The 19,983-nt window shown below is 71.4% G+C and carries 5 protein-coding genes; all 5 read left to right on the top strand.

Going from position 1 to position 19,983, the window contains the following annotated elements:
- Nucleotides 1-4,659 (top strand): type I polyketide synthase, encoded by a 4,659-nt coding sequence (locus D7V77_RS07980; protein WP_120575669.1) that lies wholly within the window; start codon nucleotides 1-3, stop codon nucleotides 4,657-4,659.
- Nucleotides 4,660-4,698: 39 nt separating this feature from the next.
- Entirely contained in the window at nucleotides 4,699-10,671 is a 5,973-nt protein-coding gene (locus D7V77_RS07975; protein ID WP_120575668.1) for a type I polyketide synthase, read from the top strand.
- A gap of 2 nt (nucleotides 10,672-10,673) precedes the next feature.
- Nucleotides 10,674-13,997 (top strand): non-ribosomal peptide synthetase, encoded by a 3,324-nt coding sequence (locus tag D7V77_RS07970; RefSeq protein WP_120575667.1) that lies wholly within the window; start codon nucleotides 10,674-10,676, stop codon nucleotides 13,995-13,997.
- The gene (locus D7V77_RS07965; RefSeq protein ID WP_158624355.1) at nucleotides 13,990-18,525 is read left to right on the top strand and encodes a type I polyketide synthase; all 4,536 of its coding nucleotides are present in this window, start codon (nucleotides 13,990-13,992) and stop codon (nucleotides 18,523-18,525) included. Before D7V77_RS07970 ends, D7V77_RS07965 begins: the two co-directional genes overlap by 8 nt.
- 92 nt (nucleotides 18,526-18,617) lie before the next feature.
- On the top strand, nucleotides 18,618-19,983 hold a 1,366-nt coding region (locus tag D7V77_RS07960; RefSeq protein WP_120575665.1), incomplete at its 3' end, for an MFS transporter.

Raw genomic sequence — 19,983 nt, 5'->3', positions numbered from 1 at the left:
ATGAGCACTGAAACTCCCGAAGTGGATGGCATCGCGGTCATCGGCCTGGGCGGCCGCCTTCCCGGTGCGAAGACCATCTCCGAGTTCTGGAAGAACCTCACCGGCGGCGTGGAGAGCATCACGTTCTTCACCGATGAGGAGCTCATCGCGGAGGGCGCCGACCCCGCGATGGTCCGCGCGCCCAACTACGTGAAGGCCCGCGGCACGCTGGGCGACACGGATCAGTTCGACGCGGCCTTCTTCGGGATGAACCCCCGCGAGGCCGCGCTGATGGACCCGCAGCACCGCGTCTTCCTGGAGTGCGCGTGGGAGGCGATGGAGGCCGCCGGCTACAGCCCGGAGCGCCAGCCCGGCCGCGTGGGCGTGTTCGGCGGCATGAGCATGAACACGTACCTGCTCTCCAACCTGTACTCGCACCTGGCGCACGTCGCGTCGGTGGAGAGCCTCCAGGCGTCCATCGGCAACGACAAGGACAGCCTCACCACGGAAGTGGCGTACCGGATGGACCTGAAGGGGCCGGCCGTCACGGTCCAGTCCTCGTCCTCCACGTCGCTCACGTGCATCCACTACGCCTGCCAGAGCCTGCTGTCGTTCGAGTGCGACATGGCCCTGGCCGGTGGCGTGTCCATCCACTTCCCGGAGAAGGCGGGCTACCTGTACCACGAGGGTGGCACCACGGCGCCGGACGGCCACTGCCACACCTTCGACGAGGAGGCCGCGGGCTTCGTCGCCGGCCACGGCGCGGCGGTGGTCGCGCTCAAGCGCCTGTCGGACGCGCTCAAGGACGGTGACACCGTCTACGCGGTGGTGCGTGGCTCGGCGGTGAACAACGACGGCTCGCAGAAGGTCAGCTACATGGCGCCGGCCGTCGCGGGTCAGGCGGAGGTCATCGCGCTGGCGCAGGCGGTCGCGGGCGTGGATCCGGACTCCATCGGCTACGTGGAGGCGCACGGCACGGCGACCAAGGTCGGGGATCCGATTGAAGTCGCGGCGCTCACGCAGGCCTTCCGCCAGGGCACGGACAAGAAGAACTTCTGCGCGCTGGGCTCGGTGAAGAGCAACATCGGCCACCTGGACTCGGCGGCGGGCGCGGTGGGCTTCATCAAGGCGGCCCTCACGCTGCACCACAAGGTGATTCCGCCCAGCCTCAATTTCAAGAAGCCCAACCCGGCGTGCGACTTCCCCAACAGCCCATTCTACGTGAACACGGAGCTGCGCGACTTCCCTCGCGGTGAGACGCCGCGCCGCGCGGGCGTCACGTCGCTGGGCATGGGCGGCACCAACGCGCACGCCATCCTGGAGGAGGCGCCGGAGCTGCCCGCCACCGACAAGGCCCGCCTGCCCGCGCAGGTGGTGCTGCTGTCGGCGCGCACGGAGAACTCGCTAGAGGTCGCCACCGACCGGCTGGCCGCGCACCTGCGCGAGAACCCGAATGTGGACCTGGCGGACGTGGCGCACACGCTCCAGCTGGGCCGCAAGCGCTTCGGCAAGCGGCGCGCGGTGGTGGCGCGCACCACGGCGGAGCTGGCCTCCGCGCTGGCGGAGCGCACCCCGGGCCGCGTCTTCTCCGGCAGCGCGGAGAACAGCGGCCGTCCGGTGATGTTCATGTTCTCCGGGCAGGGCTCGCAGTACGTGGACATGGGCCGCGAGCTGTACGAGACGGAGAAGTCCTTCCGCGCCCAGGTGGACACCTGCGCGGAGAAGCTCAAGCCGCACCTGGGCCTGGACCTGCGCACGGTGCTGTACCCGGCCGCGGAGTCGCGCGAACTGGCGTCGGAGCGCCTCAAGCAGACCGGCCTCACCCAGCCCGCGCTGTTCGTCATCGAGTACGCGCTCGCGAAGCTCTGGGAGTCGTGGGGCGTGACGCCGCACGCGATGGTGGGCCACAGCATCGGGGAGTACGTGGCGGCGTGCCTCGCGGGCGTGTTCACCCTGGATGACGCGCTGGCGCTGGTGGCCGCGCGCGGCCGGCTGATGCAGTCGCTGCCCGCGGGCTCCATGCTCGCGGTGTCCCTACCGGAAGAGCACGTCACGCCCATGCTGCCGGAGGGCCTGTCCGTGGCCGCGGTGAACAGCCCGGCCACGTGCGTGGTCGCCGGCCCCACGCCGCTGGTGGACGCGTTCACTGAGACGCTGAAGCTCCAGGGCCTGGCGTCCTCGCGGCTGCACACGTCGCACGCGTTCCACTCCGCGATGATGGACCCCATCCTGGACTCCTTCCGCGAGGCGGTGCGCAAGGTGGCCCGGAAGGCGCCGACGAAGCCCTACCTGTCCAACGTCACCGGCACCTGGGTGACGGCCGAACAGGCCACGAGCCCCGACTACTGGGCGAAGCACCTGCGCGGCGCGGTGCGCTTCGCGGACGGCGTGGGCGAGCTGCTCAAGGAGTCCGACGCCATCCTGCTGGAGGTGGGCCCGGGCAACACGCTCGTCACGCTGGCCCGGCAGCACCCGGACAAGGGCGCGAAGCACGCGCTGATCAACTCGCTGCGCCACCCGAAGGAGCAGGTCGCGGACCTGGACCACGTGCTGGCCACGCTGGGCCGGCTGTGGCTGGAGGGCGTGGAGGCGGACTGGGACGCGTTCCGTGGCGGTGAGAAGCGCCGCCGCATCGCGCTGCCCACGTCCCCCTTCGAGCGTCAGCGCCACTGGGTGGACCCGCGCAAGGAGACCGCCGCCGACGGCGAGCGCGCCGAGTGGGCGTCCGCGGATCAGAAGCAGCCCGTGGCCCGCTGGTTCTACCTGCCGTCGTGGCAGCGCGCGCTGCCGTCGCCGCAGGGCACCTGGAGCGAGAAGAAGGCCACCTGGTGGCTGCTCCTCCCGGACGACGCCAACGAAGGCGTGGGCGCGCGGCTCGCGCTCAAGCTGGGTGAGGCCGGCCAGGACGTGGTGCGCATCACCCCGGCCGCCGTCACCGCGAAGCACGACGAGCACCACTGGTCGCTCGCGCTGGGCGGCGAGGCCACGGTGCTGGAGGCGCTCACCGCGCAGGGCCGCGCCCCGGACCACGTGCTGCACCTGGGCACGCTGGGCCTGGGTGACGCGCACGGCGAAGCGGACTTCGAGTCCGCGCTGGGCAAGGGCTTCCTGGGGCTGTTGTCCCTGGCGCAGGCCCTGGGCCGTCAGCCGGGCACCCGTCCCGTGTCGCTGGTCGCCGTGACGAACCGCATGCAGGCGCTGGGCGACGAGGCGCCGAACCCGGAGCTGGCCACGGTGCTGGGCCCGGTGCGCGTCATCCCGCAGGAGTACGGCCACCTGTCCGCGAAGGCCGTGGACGTGCGCCTGCCGCCGTCCGGCAGCTGGCAGGAGACGGCGCTGGTGGAGGCCCTGCTGTCCGAGGCCGCCACGCCGTCCAAGCTGGAGACCGTCATCGCGTACCGGGGCGGGGCCCGCTGGGTCCAGCACTTCGAGCACGTGCCGGCGGACGCGCCGCGCGCCGCGCAGTTGCCGCTGCGCGACGGGGGCGTGTACCTGATCATCGGCGGCTTCGGCACGCTGGGCTTCTCCCACGCGAAGTCGCTGGCGAAGCGCGCGAAGGTGAAGCTGGTGCTCGCGGGCCGCACGGCGCTGCCGGAGCGCTCGCAGTGGGACGCGCATCTGTCCGCCCATGGCGAGGACGACGCCGTCTCCCGCCGCATCCGTCAGGTGCGGGAGCTGGAGGCGCTGGGCGCTCAAGTGCACACCGTGTCCGTGGACGCGGGCAACAAGGTCCAGGTGAAGGAGACCGTGGACGTGGCGCTGACTCACTTCGGCGCACTGCACGGCGTGGTCTTCGCCGCGGGTGACGTGGGCCAGGCGCTCTTCCGCGCCATCCCGGACACCCGGCCCGAGGACGTGCGCGACACCTTCCACGGCCGCGTGCGCGGGCTATACGCGCTGGAGGAGGCCGTGCGCGGACGCGCGCTGGACTTCTGCGTGCTGTCGTCGTCGCTGGCGGCGGTGCTGGGCGGCCTGGGGCTCGCGTCGTACTCGGCGGCCACGTCCTTCATGGACGCGTTCGCCACGAAGCAGGCGCAGACGTCCCCGGTGCCGTGGATGAGCGTGGGCTGGGACGCGTGGCAGTACGAGTCCCGCGCGGGCGGCGCGCAGAGCCCGTTCGGCGCGCTGGCCATCACTGCGGCGGAAGGCGAGGACGCCTTCGAGCAGCTCTTCCAGTTGGGCGCCGTGTCGCACGTGGCCGTGTCCACGAGCAACCTGCGCGCCCGCGCGCGCAAGTGGGCCCAGCCGGCCGCCGCGCAGGAGCAGGCGGAGGCGAAGCAGGAGGCGGGTTCATCCCTGGGCACCACGCCCCGGCCCGCGCTCCAGAACGCCTACGTGCCGCCTCGCGACGAGCTGGAGGAGAAGATTGCCCGCCTCTGGCAGACGACGCTGGGCATCGACCAGGTCGGCGTGCACGACAACTTCTTCGAGCTGGGTGGCAACTCGCTCGTCGGCGTGAAGCTGATTGCCCGCGTGCGAGAGCAGTTCGGCGTCGCGCTGCCGGCCGTCACCCTCTACGAAGGCCCCACCGTGGGGGCGCTGGCCAGGCTGCTCAAGGCCGCCAGCGGCACCGAGGACACGGAAGCCGCGCCCGAGGAGACCGAGGCGCTCAGCCGCGGGGAGCGCCGCCGTGCGCGCCGCACCAACCGCCGGGGAGACAGCGCCTCCGACGAGGAGTAGCCGTCCCCTCTCCCACCTTTCGCCGCCCGAGCACACCCCATGTCCGCTGAATCGAACATCGACGCGCAGGCCATCGCCATCGTCGGCATGGCCGGACGTTTCCCCGGCGCTCCCGACCTGGACTCCTTCTGGAAGAACCTGCGCGACGGCGTGGAGTCCATCCAGCCCGTCCCCGACGCGGAGCTGGAGAAGCTGGGCGTGGACCCGGTCCTTCGCAAGGACCCGCGCCACGTGAAGGCCAGCGCCGCGCTCGCCGGCATGGAGCTGTTCGACGCGGGCTTCTTCGGCTTCACGCCCCGCGAGGCGGAGCTGATGGACCCGCAGCACCGCGTCTTCCTGGAGTGCGCGTGGGAGGCGATGGAGAAGGCGGGCCACACGCCGGAGGGCTTCGACGGCTCCATCGGCGTGTTCGCTGGCGCGGCCACCAACACGTACCTGGTGTTCCACCTGGTCCCCAACTTCGACCAGTTGAGCGGCATGGACCAGGTGCAGATCGACGTGAACAACGGCGGCGACTTCCTGGCCACCCGCGTCGCGTACAAGCTCAACCTGCGCGGCCCCAGCTACTCCATCACCAGCGCGTGCTCCACGTCGCTCGTCGCCACGCACGCGGCCTGCCAGAGCCTCTTGAATGAGGAGTGCGACCTGGCGCTGGCGGGCGGCGTGTCCGTGCACGTGAAGCACCCGGAGGGCTACCCCTTCGTGCCCGGCGGCATCGTGTCCCCGGACGGCCACTGCCGCGCGTTCGACGCGAAGGCGGAGGGCACGGTGTTCGGCAGCGGCGTGGGCGTGGTGGTGCTCAAGCGGCTGGCGGACGCCATTGAAGACGGCGACCACATCCACGCCATCATCAAGGGCAGCGCCATCAACAACGACGGCGCGCTGAAGGTGGGCTTCACCGCCCCCAGCGTGGAGGGCCAGGCCACCGTCATCACCGAGGCCTTGGGCGCGGCCGGCGTGGCGCCGGAGACCATCGGCTACCTGGAGGCGCACGGCACCGGCACGAAGATGGGTGACCCCATCGAAGTGCGCGCGCTCAACAAGGCGTTCAAGTTCCGCTCGGCGGCGGCGAAGGCGAACCCGCCCAGGATTCCGGTGGGCTCGCTCAAGAGCAACATCGGTCACCTGGCCAACGCGGCCGGCGTGTCCAGCCTCATCAAGGCCGTGCTGACGCTGGAGCAGCGGCAGATTCCGCCCAGCCTCCACGTGACGGAGGTGAACCCGGAGATTCCGTTCGCGGGCGGCCCGTTCTTCGTCAACACGAAGCTCACCGACTGGCAGGCGAACCCCAAGCATCCGCGCCGCGCGGGCGTGAGCTCCTTCGGCGTGGGCGGCACGAACGCGCACATCGTGTTGGAAGAGGCGCCTGTCCTTCCCTCGTCCGGCGCGTCCCGGCCCGCGCAGCTCCTGGTGCTGTCCGCGAAGAGCGACGCGGCGCTGGATGCCGCGACGCAGAACCTGGCCGCGCACCTCAAGGCGCACCCCGCGCAGGCGCTGGCGGACGTGGCCTTCACGCTCCAGACGGGCCGTCAGGCCATGGCGAAGCGGCGCGTGCTGGTGTGCCGTGACAGAGACGACGCGCTCGCCGCGCTGGAGGCGGAGAATAGCCCCCGCCAGTGGACGAACACGCCGGACGTGCACGAGCGGCCGGTTGCGTTCCTGTTCCCCGGCCAGGGCTCGCAGTACGTGGGCATGGCGCGCGACCTGTACGCGTCCGAGCCGACCTTCAAGCGGCACCTGGACGCGTGCGCGGACAAGCTGACGCCGCACCTGGGCCTGGACCTGCGCACGGTCCTCTTCCCGGATGCATCCAAGGCGGAAGCGGCGACGCTGGCGCTGACGCGCACGGAGCTGACGCAGCCCGCGCTCTTCGCCGTGGAGTACGCGCTGGCGAAGCTGTGGATGGCCTGGGGCGTGAAGCCCTCCGCGATGCTGGGGCACAGCATCGGTGAGTACGTGGCAGCATGCCTCGCGGGCGTGTTCAGCCTGGATGACGCGCTGGCGCTGGTGGCCGCGCGCGGCAAGCTGATGCAGGGGCTGCCCTCGGGCGCCATGCTGTCCGCGAAGCTGGACGAGTCCGCGCTCAAGCCGCTGCTCCCCGCGAACGTCAGCGTGGCGGCGGTGAACGCGCCGGGCTTCACCGTCGTGGCCGGTCCCACCGACGCGGTGGACGCGCTCCAGGCGAAGCTGGAGGCGCAGGGCGTGGAGGTGTCGCGGCTGCACACGTCGCACGCGTTCCACTCCGCGATGATGGACCCCATCCTCGCGCCGTTCACCGAGCGCGTGCGCCAGGTGAAGCTCAACGCGCCGACCCTGCCCTTCCTGTCCAACGTGACGGGCACCTGGATTGAAGCCGCGCAGGCGACCGACCCGGGCTACTGGGCCACGCACCTGCGTCAGGCCGTGCGCTTCTCCGTGGGACTCCAGGAGCTGTCCCGCAAGTGGCCGCAGGCGGCCCTGCTGGAGGTGGGCCCCGGCACGGTGCTCACCACGCTGGCGAAGCAGCAGCCGGGCGCGGAAGCGCGCGTACTCATCTCCTCCACGCGTCACCCGCGCGAGCAGGCGCCGGACCTCCAGGTACTCCTGGGCGCACTGGGCCGGCTGTGGCTGGGCGGCGTGACGGTGGACTGGAAGGGCTTCGCGGGCAACGAGCAGCGCCGCCGCGTGCCGCTTCCCACCTACCCCTTCCAGCGCGAGCGCTACTGGATCGACGCGAAGCCGCTGGGCGGTGGTGCCCGCGCGGGCGCGCCCTCGTCGCTGGCGAAGCGCTCGGACGTGGCGGACTGGTTCTACGCGCCGTCGTGGAAGCTGTCCCCGCTGCCCAAGGCGAAGGACGCGGCGGGCGCGGGCTGGCTGGTGCTCGCGGACGACACCGGCGTGGCGGAGGCCCTGGCGCCGAAGCTGGATGGAGACGTCTTCCGCGTCGTCCCCAGCGCGCGCTTCGAGCAGCGCCCGGACGGCACGTTCACGGTGGACCCGGCGCGTCGCGAGGACTTCTGCGCGGTGCTGGAGGCGCTGAAGAAGCAGGGCCGCGCGTTCTCCAACGTGGTGCACCTGTGGAGCCTGTCGCGCGAGCCCCTGTCCCAGGAGAAGTCGATGGACCTGGGCTTCCACAGCCAGCTGTTCCTCGCCCGCGCCCTGGGCGACACGGGCCATATCGAGCCGCTCACCTGGTCCGTGGTGACCAGCCGCTCCGCCCGCGTGGAGCAGGCGGACGCGCAGCTGCCGGAGCAGTCCCTGCTGGTGGGCCCCTCGCGCGTGCTGCCGCAGGAGTACCCGAACCTCGCGTGCCGCTTCGTGGACGTGGTGCCCGGCGACGCAAGCGCGGTGGCGGACCGGCTGACCGCGGAGCTGCGCGCCGAACCGCGTGACGCGGTGGTGGCCCTGCGTGGCCGCCAGCGTTGGGTGCAGACCTTCGAGCCCGTGCGCCTGGAGGCGGCCGGCGCGGAGGTGCTGCGCGACGGCGGCGCGTACCTCATCACCGACGGCCTCACCGGCATCGGACATGCGCTGGCGTCCGAGCTGGCCACGGTGCACCACGCGAAGCTGACGCTGGTGGAGACGGCGGACTTCCCCAGCCGCGGCCAGTGGACGGCGTGGGTGGAGAAGCACGGAGTGCAGGACGCGGTGTCCCGCCGCATCCAGCGCGCGCTGGCCCTGGAGCGCACGGGCGTCGAGATGCTGGTGCTGCCCGCGTCCCTCACCGAGGTGGAGTCCATGCGCGGCGTGGTGGACGCGGCGGTGGCGCGCTTCGGCCGCATCGACGGCGTCATCCACGCGGCGGGCGGCATGCAGGGCGCCACGCTGGGCACCATCGCGGAGACAGGCCCGGACGAGTGCGCCTGGCACTTCCGCCCGCAGGTGCACGGCGTGCGGGTGCTGGAAGCGGTGCTCCCGAAGGAAGGCCCGGCGTTCTGCCTCCTCGTGTCGTCGCTGTCGTCCGTGCTGGGCGGCCTGGGCCAGGTGGCGCAGGCCTCCGCCAGCGCCTTCATGGACGCATTCGCTGAGGCGCGCACGGAGGGCTTCGCCTACCCGTGGCTGAGCGTGGACTGGGACGCATGGCAGTTCGCGGACGCGCAGGCCATGGCGGAGCTGTCCCCCACGCTGGCCCAGTTCGCCATCCAGCCCGCCGAGGGCCTGGAGGCGCTGCGCCGCGCGCTGTCGCATGGAGAGAGCGGCCGGCTGGCTGTCTCCACCGGGGACCTGGCCGCGCGCCGCCGTCAGGGGCCTCGTGCCGCGAAGGCGGAGAAGGGCAAGAAGGACGCGGAGAAGGGCAACAAGCACGCTCGGCCCTCCATCCTCACGCCCTACGCCGCGCCTCGCACGGAGCTGGAGAAGACCGTCGCGGGAATCTGGGAGCAGGTGCTGGGAATCGGCGGCATCGGCATCAACGACAACTTCTTCGAGCTGGGCGGCCACTCGCTGCTGGCCACGCAGCTGCGCAACCACATCCACGCGGTGCTGAAGGTGGACCTGTCGCTGCGCGGCCTCTTCGAGACGCCCACCGTCGCGGGCGTCGCCGGGCGCGTGGAGCAGGAGCTGGGCAAGCGCGCGGCCTCCACGGAGAAGCCCATCGCGGAGCGCCTGCGCACCGCGTTCCCCACCGAGCGCCCCGCCCTGCTCACCGAGTACCTGCGCCACCACATCTCGGAAGGCCTGCGCATCCCGTTGGACAAGCTGCCCGCCGACGGCAGCCTCAAGGGCTACGACCTGCACGCGCTGGGCGCGGAGCTGGAGTACGACCTACGGCAGGACTTCAAGTTCCAGCTCTACCCGCACGAGGTGCAGGCGCACCCGTCCATCCCGGAGCTGTCCAAGTACCTGCTGGTGGAGATGGACCGCCTGCAGGACCCGCAGCGCTTCGCGGAGAACAAGCCGCTGTCCGCGTATCCGCTCAAGCCCTATCGCGCGCAGACGTCCGGCATGCAGCGCACCAACACGGCGAAGAAGAACCCGCCCATGGTGTTCGTGCACTCCAGCCCGCGCGCGGGCTCCACGCTGTTCCGCGTGATGCTCGCGGGACACCCGCGGCTGTTCTGCCCGCCGGAAGTGAACCTGCTCTTCTTCGAGGGCATGCGCGAGTGGCGCGAGAACATCGGCTTCGGCAGCGAGATGGAGTGGACCACGGGCGGCCTGCAGTGGGCGCTCATGGAGCTGGAGAAACTGGACTCGCCCGCTGGCGCCGCGCTGGTGGACCGGCTGGTCGCGGATGACGTGTCCGCGCAGGACGTCTACCGCCGCCTCCAGGAGAAGTCCTCGCCACGGCTGCTCGTGGACAAGACGCCCACGTACGCCATGGACGTGGAGACGCTGGAGCGCGCGGAGCGGATGTTCGAGGGCAACAAGTACATCTACCTCTACCGCCACCCGCTCCCGGTGATGGAGTCCATCCTCCGGATGCGCTTCGACCGCCTCTTCGCCGCCGGCCTCTTCGGCGACGCGGACGTGGACCCCTACGTGGTGGCGGAGACGGTGTGGGCCCTGTCCAACCGGAACCTGCTCAACTTCTTCGACGGCATCGGCCGCGAGCGCTGCCACTGGGTGCGCTACGAGGACCTGGTCGCGGACCCCACGAAGGTCATGACCGGCGTGGCCCAGTTCCTGGGGCTCGAGTTCGACGAGCGCATGGTCCAGCCGTACGACGGCAAGAAGGACCGCATGATGGGCGGCCTGGGCGACCCGAACATCCTCCAGCACCAGGGCATCGAGAAGAAGATGGGCGAGTCCTGGAAGCGGATCAAATGGCCCCGCCCCTTCGACGCCTCCACCCACGCGGTGATTGAGCGGCTGGGCTACTCCGTGGAGGGCGCCACGCCCACGCAGCCCCTGGTGACCGCGCAGCCGGTGGCCACGCCCGCCGCGAAGCAGAAGGTGTCCGCGGCGGAGGCGGAGAAGTTGCTGGAGAACATGGACCAGCTGTCGGACGAACAGGTGGCGGAGCTGCTCGCGGTGCTGGAAGACGCGGGCGGCGGTGACGGTGGTGGTAGCAGCAGCAGCGAGGACGCGGCCTGAACATGACGCCCGAAGAGAAGCGAGCACGCCTGGCGCAGCTCCTGAAGGACAAGTCGCGCCCTGCCTCGAAGCAGGCGCCCCTGTCCTTCGCGCAGGAGCGGATGTGGTTCCTGGACAAGTGGAGCCCCGGCAGCGCGGCGTTCCACATGCCCACCGCGGTGCGATTGACGGGCACCGTGGACACGGACGCGCTGCGCCGCGCCCTGGCCCTGCTGGTGGAGCGGCACGACACGCTGCGCACCACCTTCCAGGAGCGCGAAGGCGGCGGCGCGCAGGTCATCGCGTCCACGGGCGAGGTGCCGCTGGAGGTGATGGACCTCCAGGGACTGCCGGTGACCGAGCGCGAGGCTGAGGCCCAGCGGCGCGTGGTCACGCTCGCGCAGCAGCCGTTCAGCCTGGAGCAGGGGCCGCTGCTGCGCGCGGTGCTGATGCTCCTGGGCAACGGCGAGCAGGTGTTGCTGGTGGATCAGCACCACATCGTCTCCGACGGTTGGTCCATGGGCGTGCTCGTGCACGAGCTGGCGGTGCTGTACCGCGCGTGCCTGGAAGGTCAGCCCTCGCCGCTCAAGCCCCTGCCGCTGCAGTACGCGGACTGGGCGGCGTGGCAGAAGGAATGGCTCCAGGGCGCGGAGCTGGAGCGCCAGCTCACCTACTGGAAGAACCGGCTCAACCCCAACGCGCTGCTGGAGCTGCCCCAGGACAAGCCGCGTCCGGCGCTGATGAGTTCCAAGGGCGAGCGGCAGGTGATGCACCTGTCCCCCGCCCTCACCCAGGCGCTCAAGGCGCTGGGCCAGCGCGAGGGCCGCACGCTCTTCGTCACGCTGCTGTCCGCCTTCAACGTGCTGCTGTCCCGCTACACCGGGCAGGACGACATCGTGGTGGGCACGCCCATCGCGGGCCGTCCGCGCGCGGAGGTGGAGGGGCTCATCGGCCTGTTCGTGAACATGCTGGCGCTGCGCTCGGACCTGTCCGGCAAGCCCACGTTCAAGGAGCTGCTGAACCGCGTGCACGAGTCCACGCTGGACGCGTACGCGCACCAGGACATCCCCTTCGAGCGGCTGGTGGACGCGCTCAAGCCGGAGCGGCACCTCAGCCACTCGCCCATCTTCCAGGTGATGTTCGTCCTGCAGAACGCGCCCATGCCGGCCCTGGAGGCCCCGGGTCTGGTGATGGAGGCGAAGCCGGTGGACACCGGCACGACGAAGTACGACCTGTCGCTCCTGCTGGTGGACCTGCCGCAGGGCCTGCGCGTCATCGCCGAGTACAGCACCGACCTCTTCGAGCGCTCCACCGCGGAGCGGCTCCTGGGCCACTACCTGACGCTGCTCGAAGGCATCGTCGCGCAGCCGGACGTGCCCATCTCCCGCTTGCCGCTGCTGCCCGATGCCGAGCGGCAGCGCGTGATGAAGGACTGGAACGACACCGCCGTCACGCACCCGAAGGACGCGACGCTCACGTCGCTCATCGAGGCGCAGGTGGCGCGCACGCCGGACGCCGTCGCCCTGGAGTTCGAGGGCAGCCGCCTCACCTACCGCGAGCTGGACACCCGCGCGAACCAGCTGGCGCACGCGCTGCGCAAGCACGGCGTGGGACCGGAAGTCCGCGTCGGCCTGTGCGTGGAGCGCTCGCTGGAGATGGTGGTGGGCCTGCTGGGCACGCTGAAGGCGGGCGGCGCCTACGTGCCACTGGATCCGGGCTACCCGCAGGAGCGCCTGGGCTGGATGCTGGAGGACGCGCGTCCGCCGGTGCTGCTGGTGCAGGAGCGGCTTCTCGCGCGGCTTCCGGCGTCGGATGCGAAGGTGGTGAAGCTGGACACGGGCTGGGAGGAGATTGCCCGCGAGCCCACCACCGCGCCCGCGCCGACTGCCACGCCGGACTCGCTGGCGTACATCATCTTCACGTCTGGCAGCACGGGCCGACCCAAGGGCGCGATGAACGCGCACGGCCCGGTGGTGAACCGCCTGTTGTGGATGCAGTCCGCCTACCAGCTCACGCCGCGGGACGTGGTGCTCCAGAAGACGCCGTTCAGCTTCGACGTGTCCGTCTGGGAGTTCTTCTGGCCGCTGATGACGGGCGCGAAGCTGGTGGTCGCGAAGCCCGGCGGGCACCAGGACCCGAGCTACCTCAAGTCGCTGATTGCCTCCGCGTCCGTCACCACGCTGCACTTCGTGCCGTCCATGCTCCAGGCCTTCCTGGACGAGCCGGGCGTGGCCGAGTGCACGTCGCTGAAGCGCGTGGTGTGCAGCGGTGAAGCGCTGCCGCTGGAGCTGAAGGAGCTGTGCCTGTGCACGCTGCCCGGCGCGGGGCTGCACAACCTCTACGGCCCCACCGAGGCCGCGGTGGACGTGACGTTCCACGCGTGCCAGGCGAACGATGGCCGCCGCTCCGTGCCCATTGGCCGGCCGGTGGACAACACGCAGATCCGCATCCTGGACGCGGAGTTCCAGCCGGTGCCCCAGGGCGCGGCGGGCGAGCTGTACATCGGCGGCGTGCAGGTGGGGCGCGGCTACCTGGCGCGGCCCTCGCTGACGGCAGAGCGCTTCATCCCGGATCCGTACGCGACGGTGCCGGGCGCGCGCATGTACCGCACGGGCGACGTGGCGCGGTGGCTGCCGGACGGCGAAATCGAGTACCTGGGCCGCGCGGATTTCCAGGTCAAGATTCGCGGACTGCGCATCGAACTGGGCGAGATTGAGTCCTCGCTGGAGAAGCATTCCACGGTGCGCCAGGCGGTGGTGCTCGCGCGCGAGGACCGGCCGGGCCAGAAGCGGCTGGTGGCCTACGTCACCGGCAAGGACGCGAAGCCAGAGGGCGCGGCGCTGCGCACGTACCTGCTGGAGCGGCTGCCCGAGTACATGGTGCCGTCCAACATCGTGGTGCTGGAGCGCATGCCGCTCAGCCCCAACGGCAAGGCGGACCGCAAGGCGCTGCCCGCGCCAGGGTCCGGTGGCGCGGATCCTTCGCGGCCCTTCGTGGCGCCGGGGACGGCCATCGAGCAGCAGATCGCCCAGGCGTGGAAGGACCTGCTCCACGTGGAGCAGGTGGGCCTGGACGACCCCTTCTTCGAGCTGGGTGGCAACTCGCTGCTCGCCCTCCAGCTCCACCGCCGGTTGACGGCGGAGCTCGGCGTGACGCTGGCGCTCACGGACCTCTTCCAGTACCCCACCGTGCGGGCACTGGCGGCGCGGCTGTCGCGTCGGGAGGACACGCCCTCGGAGGACGCGGCGCAGGCGGGCCGCTCCCGTGCCGAGGCGCGACGCACGGTCAACCGCCGCGCGGGGGCCTCGCGCGGTCGGGTGGAAACGGATGGAGACGCGGATGAGTGACGCAGTGGATGGTGGCGAGGAGCGCATCGCGATCGTCGGCCTGTCGGGCCGCTTCCCGGGTGCGCGGACGCTGGAGGGCTTCTGGGAGATGCTCCGGCGCGGCGGCGATGCGCGTCGCGTGCCCACGGACGCGGAGCTGGACGACGCGGGCGTTCCCCAGGCCCTGCGCGCCCATCCGCAGTGGGTGCGCTCCAGCTACGTGCTGGAGGGCGCGACGGACTTCGACGCGGGCCTCTTCGGCTACAGCCCGCGCGAGGCGGAGCTGATGGACCCTCAGCAGCGCATCTTCATGGAGTGCGCGTGGGAGTCGCTGGACAACGCCGGCTACGACCCGGGCCGCTTCAAGGGCGCGGTGGCCGTCTACGCCAGCGTGAGCCTGAGCTCGTACCTGCTGCGCGCGCTGATGCGGCAGCCGGACCTGATGGACGCGGCCGGTTCGTTCGGCGTGATGCTGGCCAACGACAAGGACTACGTGGCCACGCGTGTGTCCCACCGGCTGGGCCTGCGCGGCCCCTCCGCGACGGTGCAGACGGCGTGCTCCAGCTCGCTGGTGGCGCTCCACCTGGCGTGCCAGAGCCTGTTGTCCGGCGAGAGCGACATGGCGCTCGCGGGCGGCTCGTCCGTGTCCTTCCCGCAGACGGCGGGCTACCTCTACCAGGAGGGGATGATCTTCTCGCCGGACGGCTACTGCCGCGCGTTCGACTCGAAGGCCAACGGCACCGTGCGCGGCGCGGGCGCGGCGGTGGTCGTGCTCAAGCGTCTGTCGGACGCGCTGAAGGACGGCGACACCATCCACGGCGTGCTGCTGGGCACGGCCGTGAACAACGACGGCGCGGGCAAGGTGGGCTTCACCGCGCCCAGCGTGGAGGGCCAGGCCGCGGTCATCGCGGAGGCGCTCGCCATCTCCGGCGTCACGCCGGACGACATCCAGTACGTGGAGGCCCACGCGACAGGCACCCCGCTGGGCGACCCGATTGAAGTGGCCGCGCTCAACCAGGCCTTCGGCGGCAAGGAGACGGGCCAGAAGCGCGTGGCGCTGGGCTCGCTCAAGGCGGCCATCGGACACCTGGACGCGGCGGCCGGCATCGCGGGCGTGGTGAAGACGGTGCTCGCCATGGAGCACGGCGAGATTCCCGCGAGCCCCCACTTCCAACAGGCCAACCCCGTCATCGACTTCGACGCGGGCCCCTTCTTCGTGCCCTCGCAGCCCCGGCCGTGGACGTCCGCGAACGGGCCTCGTCGCGCGGGCGTGAGCGCCTTCGGCATCGGCGGCACCAACACGCACGTCATCCTGGAGGAGGCCCCGAAGACCGCCGCCCCTGCGCCGTCGCGCCGCGCGTGGCACGTGCTGCCCCTGTCCGCCCGGACGCCCGCGGCGCTGGACGCGGCGACGGAGCGGCTGGCCGCGCACCTGGACGCGAATCCGAACGTGTCCCTGGCGGACGTGGCCTACACGCTCCAGGTGGGCCGGCATGCGCACGAGCATCGCCGCGCGGTGGTGGTGAAGGACGTGGCGGATGCGAAGGCGGCGCTGCGGGACGCTCGGCGGCTGCTGGGTGGCTCCGGCACCAATACGCGCCGGCCGGTGGTGTTCCTCTTCTCCGGCCAGGGTTCGCAGTACGTGGACATGGGCCGGGGCCTCTACGAGCAGGAGCCCGCCTTCCGCACGGAGGTGGACGCGTGCGCGGAGAAGCTGAAGCCGCACCTGGGCCTGGACCTGCGCACCGTGCTCTATCCGCCCGCGGACGGGCGCGAGAAGGCCACCGAGCAGCTCAAGCAGACGTCCCTCACGCAGCCCGCGCTGTTCGTCATCGAGTACGCGCTCGCGAAGCTGTGGGCGTCCTGGGGCGTGACACCGCAGGCGATGGTGGGCCACAGCATCGGTGAGTACGTGGCCGCGTGCCTGTCCGGCGTGTTCAGCCTGGACGACGCGCTGGCGCTGGTGGCCACGCGCGGCCGGCTGATGCAGTCACTGCCCTCTGGCTCCATGTTGTCCGTGCGGATGACGCCGGAGGCTCTGGCTCCGCTGATGGACGCGCGCATCTCCGTGGCCGCCGTGAACGCGCCGGGCTTCACCGTCGTGGCGGGCCCCACCGACGCGGTGGACGCGCTCCAGGCGAAGCTGGAGGCGCAGAAGGTGGAGGTGTCGCGGCTGCACACGTCGCACGCGTTCCACTCCCACATGATGGACCCCATCGTGGAGGAGTTCCGCCAGGCGGTGGCGAAGGTCGCGCGCAAGGAGCCGAAGGACCTCTACCTGTCCAACGTCACCGGCACCTGGGTGACGCGCGAGGACGCGGTGAGCCCGGCGTACTGGGCCCGTCACCTGCGCGACGCCGTGCGCTTCCAGGACTCGGCGACGCTGTTGTTGAACGACCCCGAGCACGTCTTCCTGGAGGTCGGTCCCGGCAACGCGCTGGCCACGCTGGTGCGCCGCAACGCCCCCGAAGGCACCTTCCCGGCCATCCTCTCGACGCTGCCCGCGCCGCGCGACGCCCAACAGGACGCGCTCACGCACGCCACGGATGCGTTCGCGAAGCTGTGGCTCGCGGGCGCGAAGTCGACTGCCGGCCGCGCCTACAAGGGCGAGGCCCGCCGCCGCATCCCCCTGCCCGCCTACCCCTTCCAGCGCGAGCGCTACGACCTGCTCAAGGGCCCGCCGCCCGCGCTGCCTCGCGCCGCCGCCGCGCGGACTGTGACGACGCAGGGCGTGGAGTTGACCGTCCCCGCGTGGCCGCGCACGCGCGCCTCGCCGCAAGTGCCGTCGCTTTCCGGCCAGCGCTGGCTGGTGCTGGAAGCGGACACGCCGGTGGCTGCACGCGTGTCGGAGCGGCTGCGCCAGGCGGGCGCGGACGTGGTGTCGCTCGTCGCGGGACAGGGCGCGTCGGATCCAGTGACGAAGCGCTTCGCCGTGGATGTGGCCTCGCCCGACGCGCTGAGCGAGCACCTGGAGCGCCTGCGTGGCGAGGACTGGACGCCCGCGCATATCGCCTACCTGTGGCCGCTGGTGAAGGAGCCGCGCGACCTGGAGTCGGGGCTCGCGACGTCCGTCCACGGACTGCTCGCGCTGGCGAAGGCCGTGGGCCCGGGCGCGGCGAAGACGCCCGTGATGCTGGACGTGGTGACCACCGGCGCCCAGGACGTCACGGGTGAAGAGCCGTTGCTGCCCTGGCAGGCGGCCGCGGTCGGTGCCAGCCGCGTGCTGCCGCAGGAGTACCCCGGCCTCACCGTGCGCGCCGTCGACGTCACCTGGCCCGCGCCGGACGAGTCCGCGTCCGGCCCGTGGCTGGAGCGGATGGTGACGGAGCTGGCCGCCGGCAAGGACCCCGTGGTCGCGCTGCGCGGTCCGTACCGGCACGTCGAGGCGTTCGAGACCATCGACGTCCCGGCCTCCACGGAGCAGGCCGGACTCAAGGACGGTGGGGTCTACGTCATCGTCGGGGGTCTGGGCCGCGTGGGCCTTGCGCTCGCGGAGCAGCTCACGCAGGCGGTGAAGCCGAAGCTCGTGCTGCTGTCTCGCCGCACGCTGCCCGCTCCCGGAGAATGGGACGCGTGGCGCGCGGGCCATGACGCTCAGGACGCGACGTCCAAGGCCATCGACCGCATGCGCGCATTGGAGCGCTCAGGCGCACAGGTCCTGGCGCTGCGCGCGGACGCGGGCATCCCCGGTCAGCTCGACAAGGCGCTCCAGGTCGCGGAGTCGAAGTTCGGCCGCATCGACGGCGTCTTCTACGCGGCCGGCGACGGCGGCATGGCCACCCGCATCTCCGTGGCCGAGGCCACGCCGGAGGCCACCACTCCGCTGCTGTCCGGCCGCTTCGGAGGCCTCACGCAGCTGGCGGAGGCGCTGTCGTCACGGCAGCCGGACTTCGTCATCGTGCAGTCCTCCCTCACCGTGGTGCTGGGCGGCATGGCGGTCAGCGCGGTAGCGGCGGCGCACTCCGGCATGGACGCGGTGGCGACACGGCAGGCCCGGCTGGGCGGCACCCGCTGGTACACCGTGGACTGGGACGTGTGGGGCGTGGGCGAGGGCTTCCGGCCCGACGCCGTCATCTCCCCCACCGAGGGCTTCCGCCTCCTGCGCGCGCTGCTCACCCAGCCCACCGGAGGACGCTTCCTCGCGTCGCTCGGGTCACTGGAGGCGCGGCGTCAGGTGGCTCGCGACGGTGCCTCCACCTCCCGCGCGGGCGGAAGCGCCAGCGGCAAGCACCCGCGTCCCCCGCTCGCCAACGCCTTCGTCGCGCCGCGCGACGAGACCGAGGAGAAGGTCGCCGCGCTCTGGCAGGACCTGCTGGGCTTGGAGTCGGTGGGCATCACCGACAACTTCTTCGAGCTGGGCGGCCACTCGCTGCTGGGCGTGCAGCTGCTGTCGCGCATCCGCGAGGCCTTCCAGGTCGAGCTGTCCATGCGCGCCCTCTTCGAGTCCCCCACCGTGGAGGTGATGACGGTGGCCATCGTGGAGGCGAGCGCCAGTCAGCTCGACCCCGAAGCCCTGGAAGCCATGCTCGCGGAGCTGGAGCAGAGCTGAAATCCCCTTAGCAACGCCGGGCCCGCGCGCACTCCCGTAGTACGGTGCGCGGGCCCTTGACCCTCCTGCCCCCCAGGAGAAAGAGACTTGGAATGAGCCTCGCGCAACGCCTGACCATCACCCAGCCCATGCGGGTCTTCTGGATCACCTGGTTCGGCCAGCTCATCTCGATCCTCGGCTCCGGCCTCACGTCCTTCGGCGTGGGCGCGAAGGTCTTCCTCGACACGCGCTCCACCACGCAGTTCGCGCTGCTGTCCTTCTTCGCGCTCGCCCCCATGGTGGTGCTGTCCCCCATCGCGGGGACGCTCATCGACCGGTGGGATCGCCGCCGCGCCATGCTGCTGGCGGACCTGGGCAACGGCTTCACCACCATGCTCATCTTCGGCATGTTGATGGCCAGCGACCGGGGGATGTTCAAGCTCGAGACCTGGCACTTCTACCTGCCCGTCTCCCTGGGCTCGTGCTTCGGCGCCTTCCGCTGGCCGGCCTTCTTCGCCACCGTGACGCTCATCGTGCCCAAGCAGCACCTGGGCCGCGCCAACGCCATGGCGGAGGTGGCCAGCGGCGCCAGCCAGATCCTCTCCCCCATCATCGCGGGAGCGCTCATCGACAGCGTGGGCCTGGTGGGCGTGCTGACGGTGGACGTCTGCAGCTTCTTCATCGCCGTCACCACCCTGCTGATGGTCCGCTTCCCTCGGCCCACCGTCTCCGCGGAGGGCCAGCAGGGCAAGGGGTCGCTGTTCACGGAGATGAAGCAGGGCTGGAGCTTCATCAGCGCGCGCAAGGGGCTCTTGTCCCTGATGGCCTTCACCGGCGTGGCCGTGCTGTGCATGGACCTGGTGGTGCTGTTGATCACCCCCCTGGTGCTCGCCTTCACGGACATCTCCACGCTGGGCCGCATCGCGTCCATCGCGGGCGTGGGCGCGCTCCTGGGCGGCATCGGCATGGGCGTGTGGGGCGGCCCCAAGAACCCGCTGTACGGCATCCTCGGCTTCCATGCGTTTTCGGGCGTGGTGCTCTTCATGGCCGCGCCGTCGCCCAGCGTGGCGCTGGTCGCCGCCGCCGCCGCGCTCTACCTGTTCACCATGCCGCCCGTGATGGCGGGCATCCAGTCCATCTGGCAGCGCAAGATTCCCTCGGACCTGCAGGGTCGCGCCGCCGCCGTGAAGCGGATGGTCATCCTCTGCGTGTCGCCGTTCGCGAGCCTCATCGCGGGGCCGCTCGCGGATGACATCTTCGAGCCCGCCATGCGCGAGGGGGGCGTGCTCGCCAGCACCATGGGCCGCCTGCTGGGCGTGGGCCCGGGGCGCGGCATCGCCGTCATCTTCATCGTCCTGGGCCTGCTGACGCTCGCGAACGTCACGGTCGGGTGGCTCAACCCGCGCCTGCGCAACCTGGACAAGGAGCTGCCGGACGCGCTCCCGGACACGCCGCCCGCCCCTCCTGACACCACCGCCC

This window comes from Corallococcus sp. CA041A (assembly GCF_003612075.1).
In the GTDB taxonomy this organism is placed as follows: Bacteria; Myxococcota; Myxococcia; order Myxococcales; family Myxococcaceae; genus Corallococcus; species Corallococcus exiguus.
This window is presented reverse-complemented; position numbering and strand designations above follow the sequence as displayed.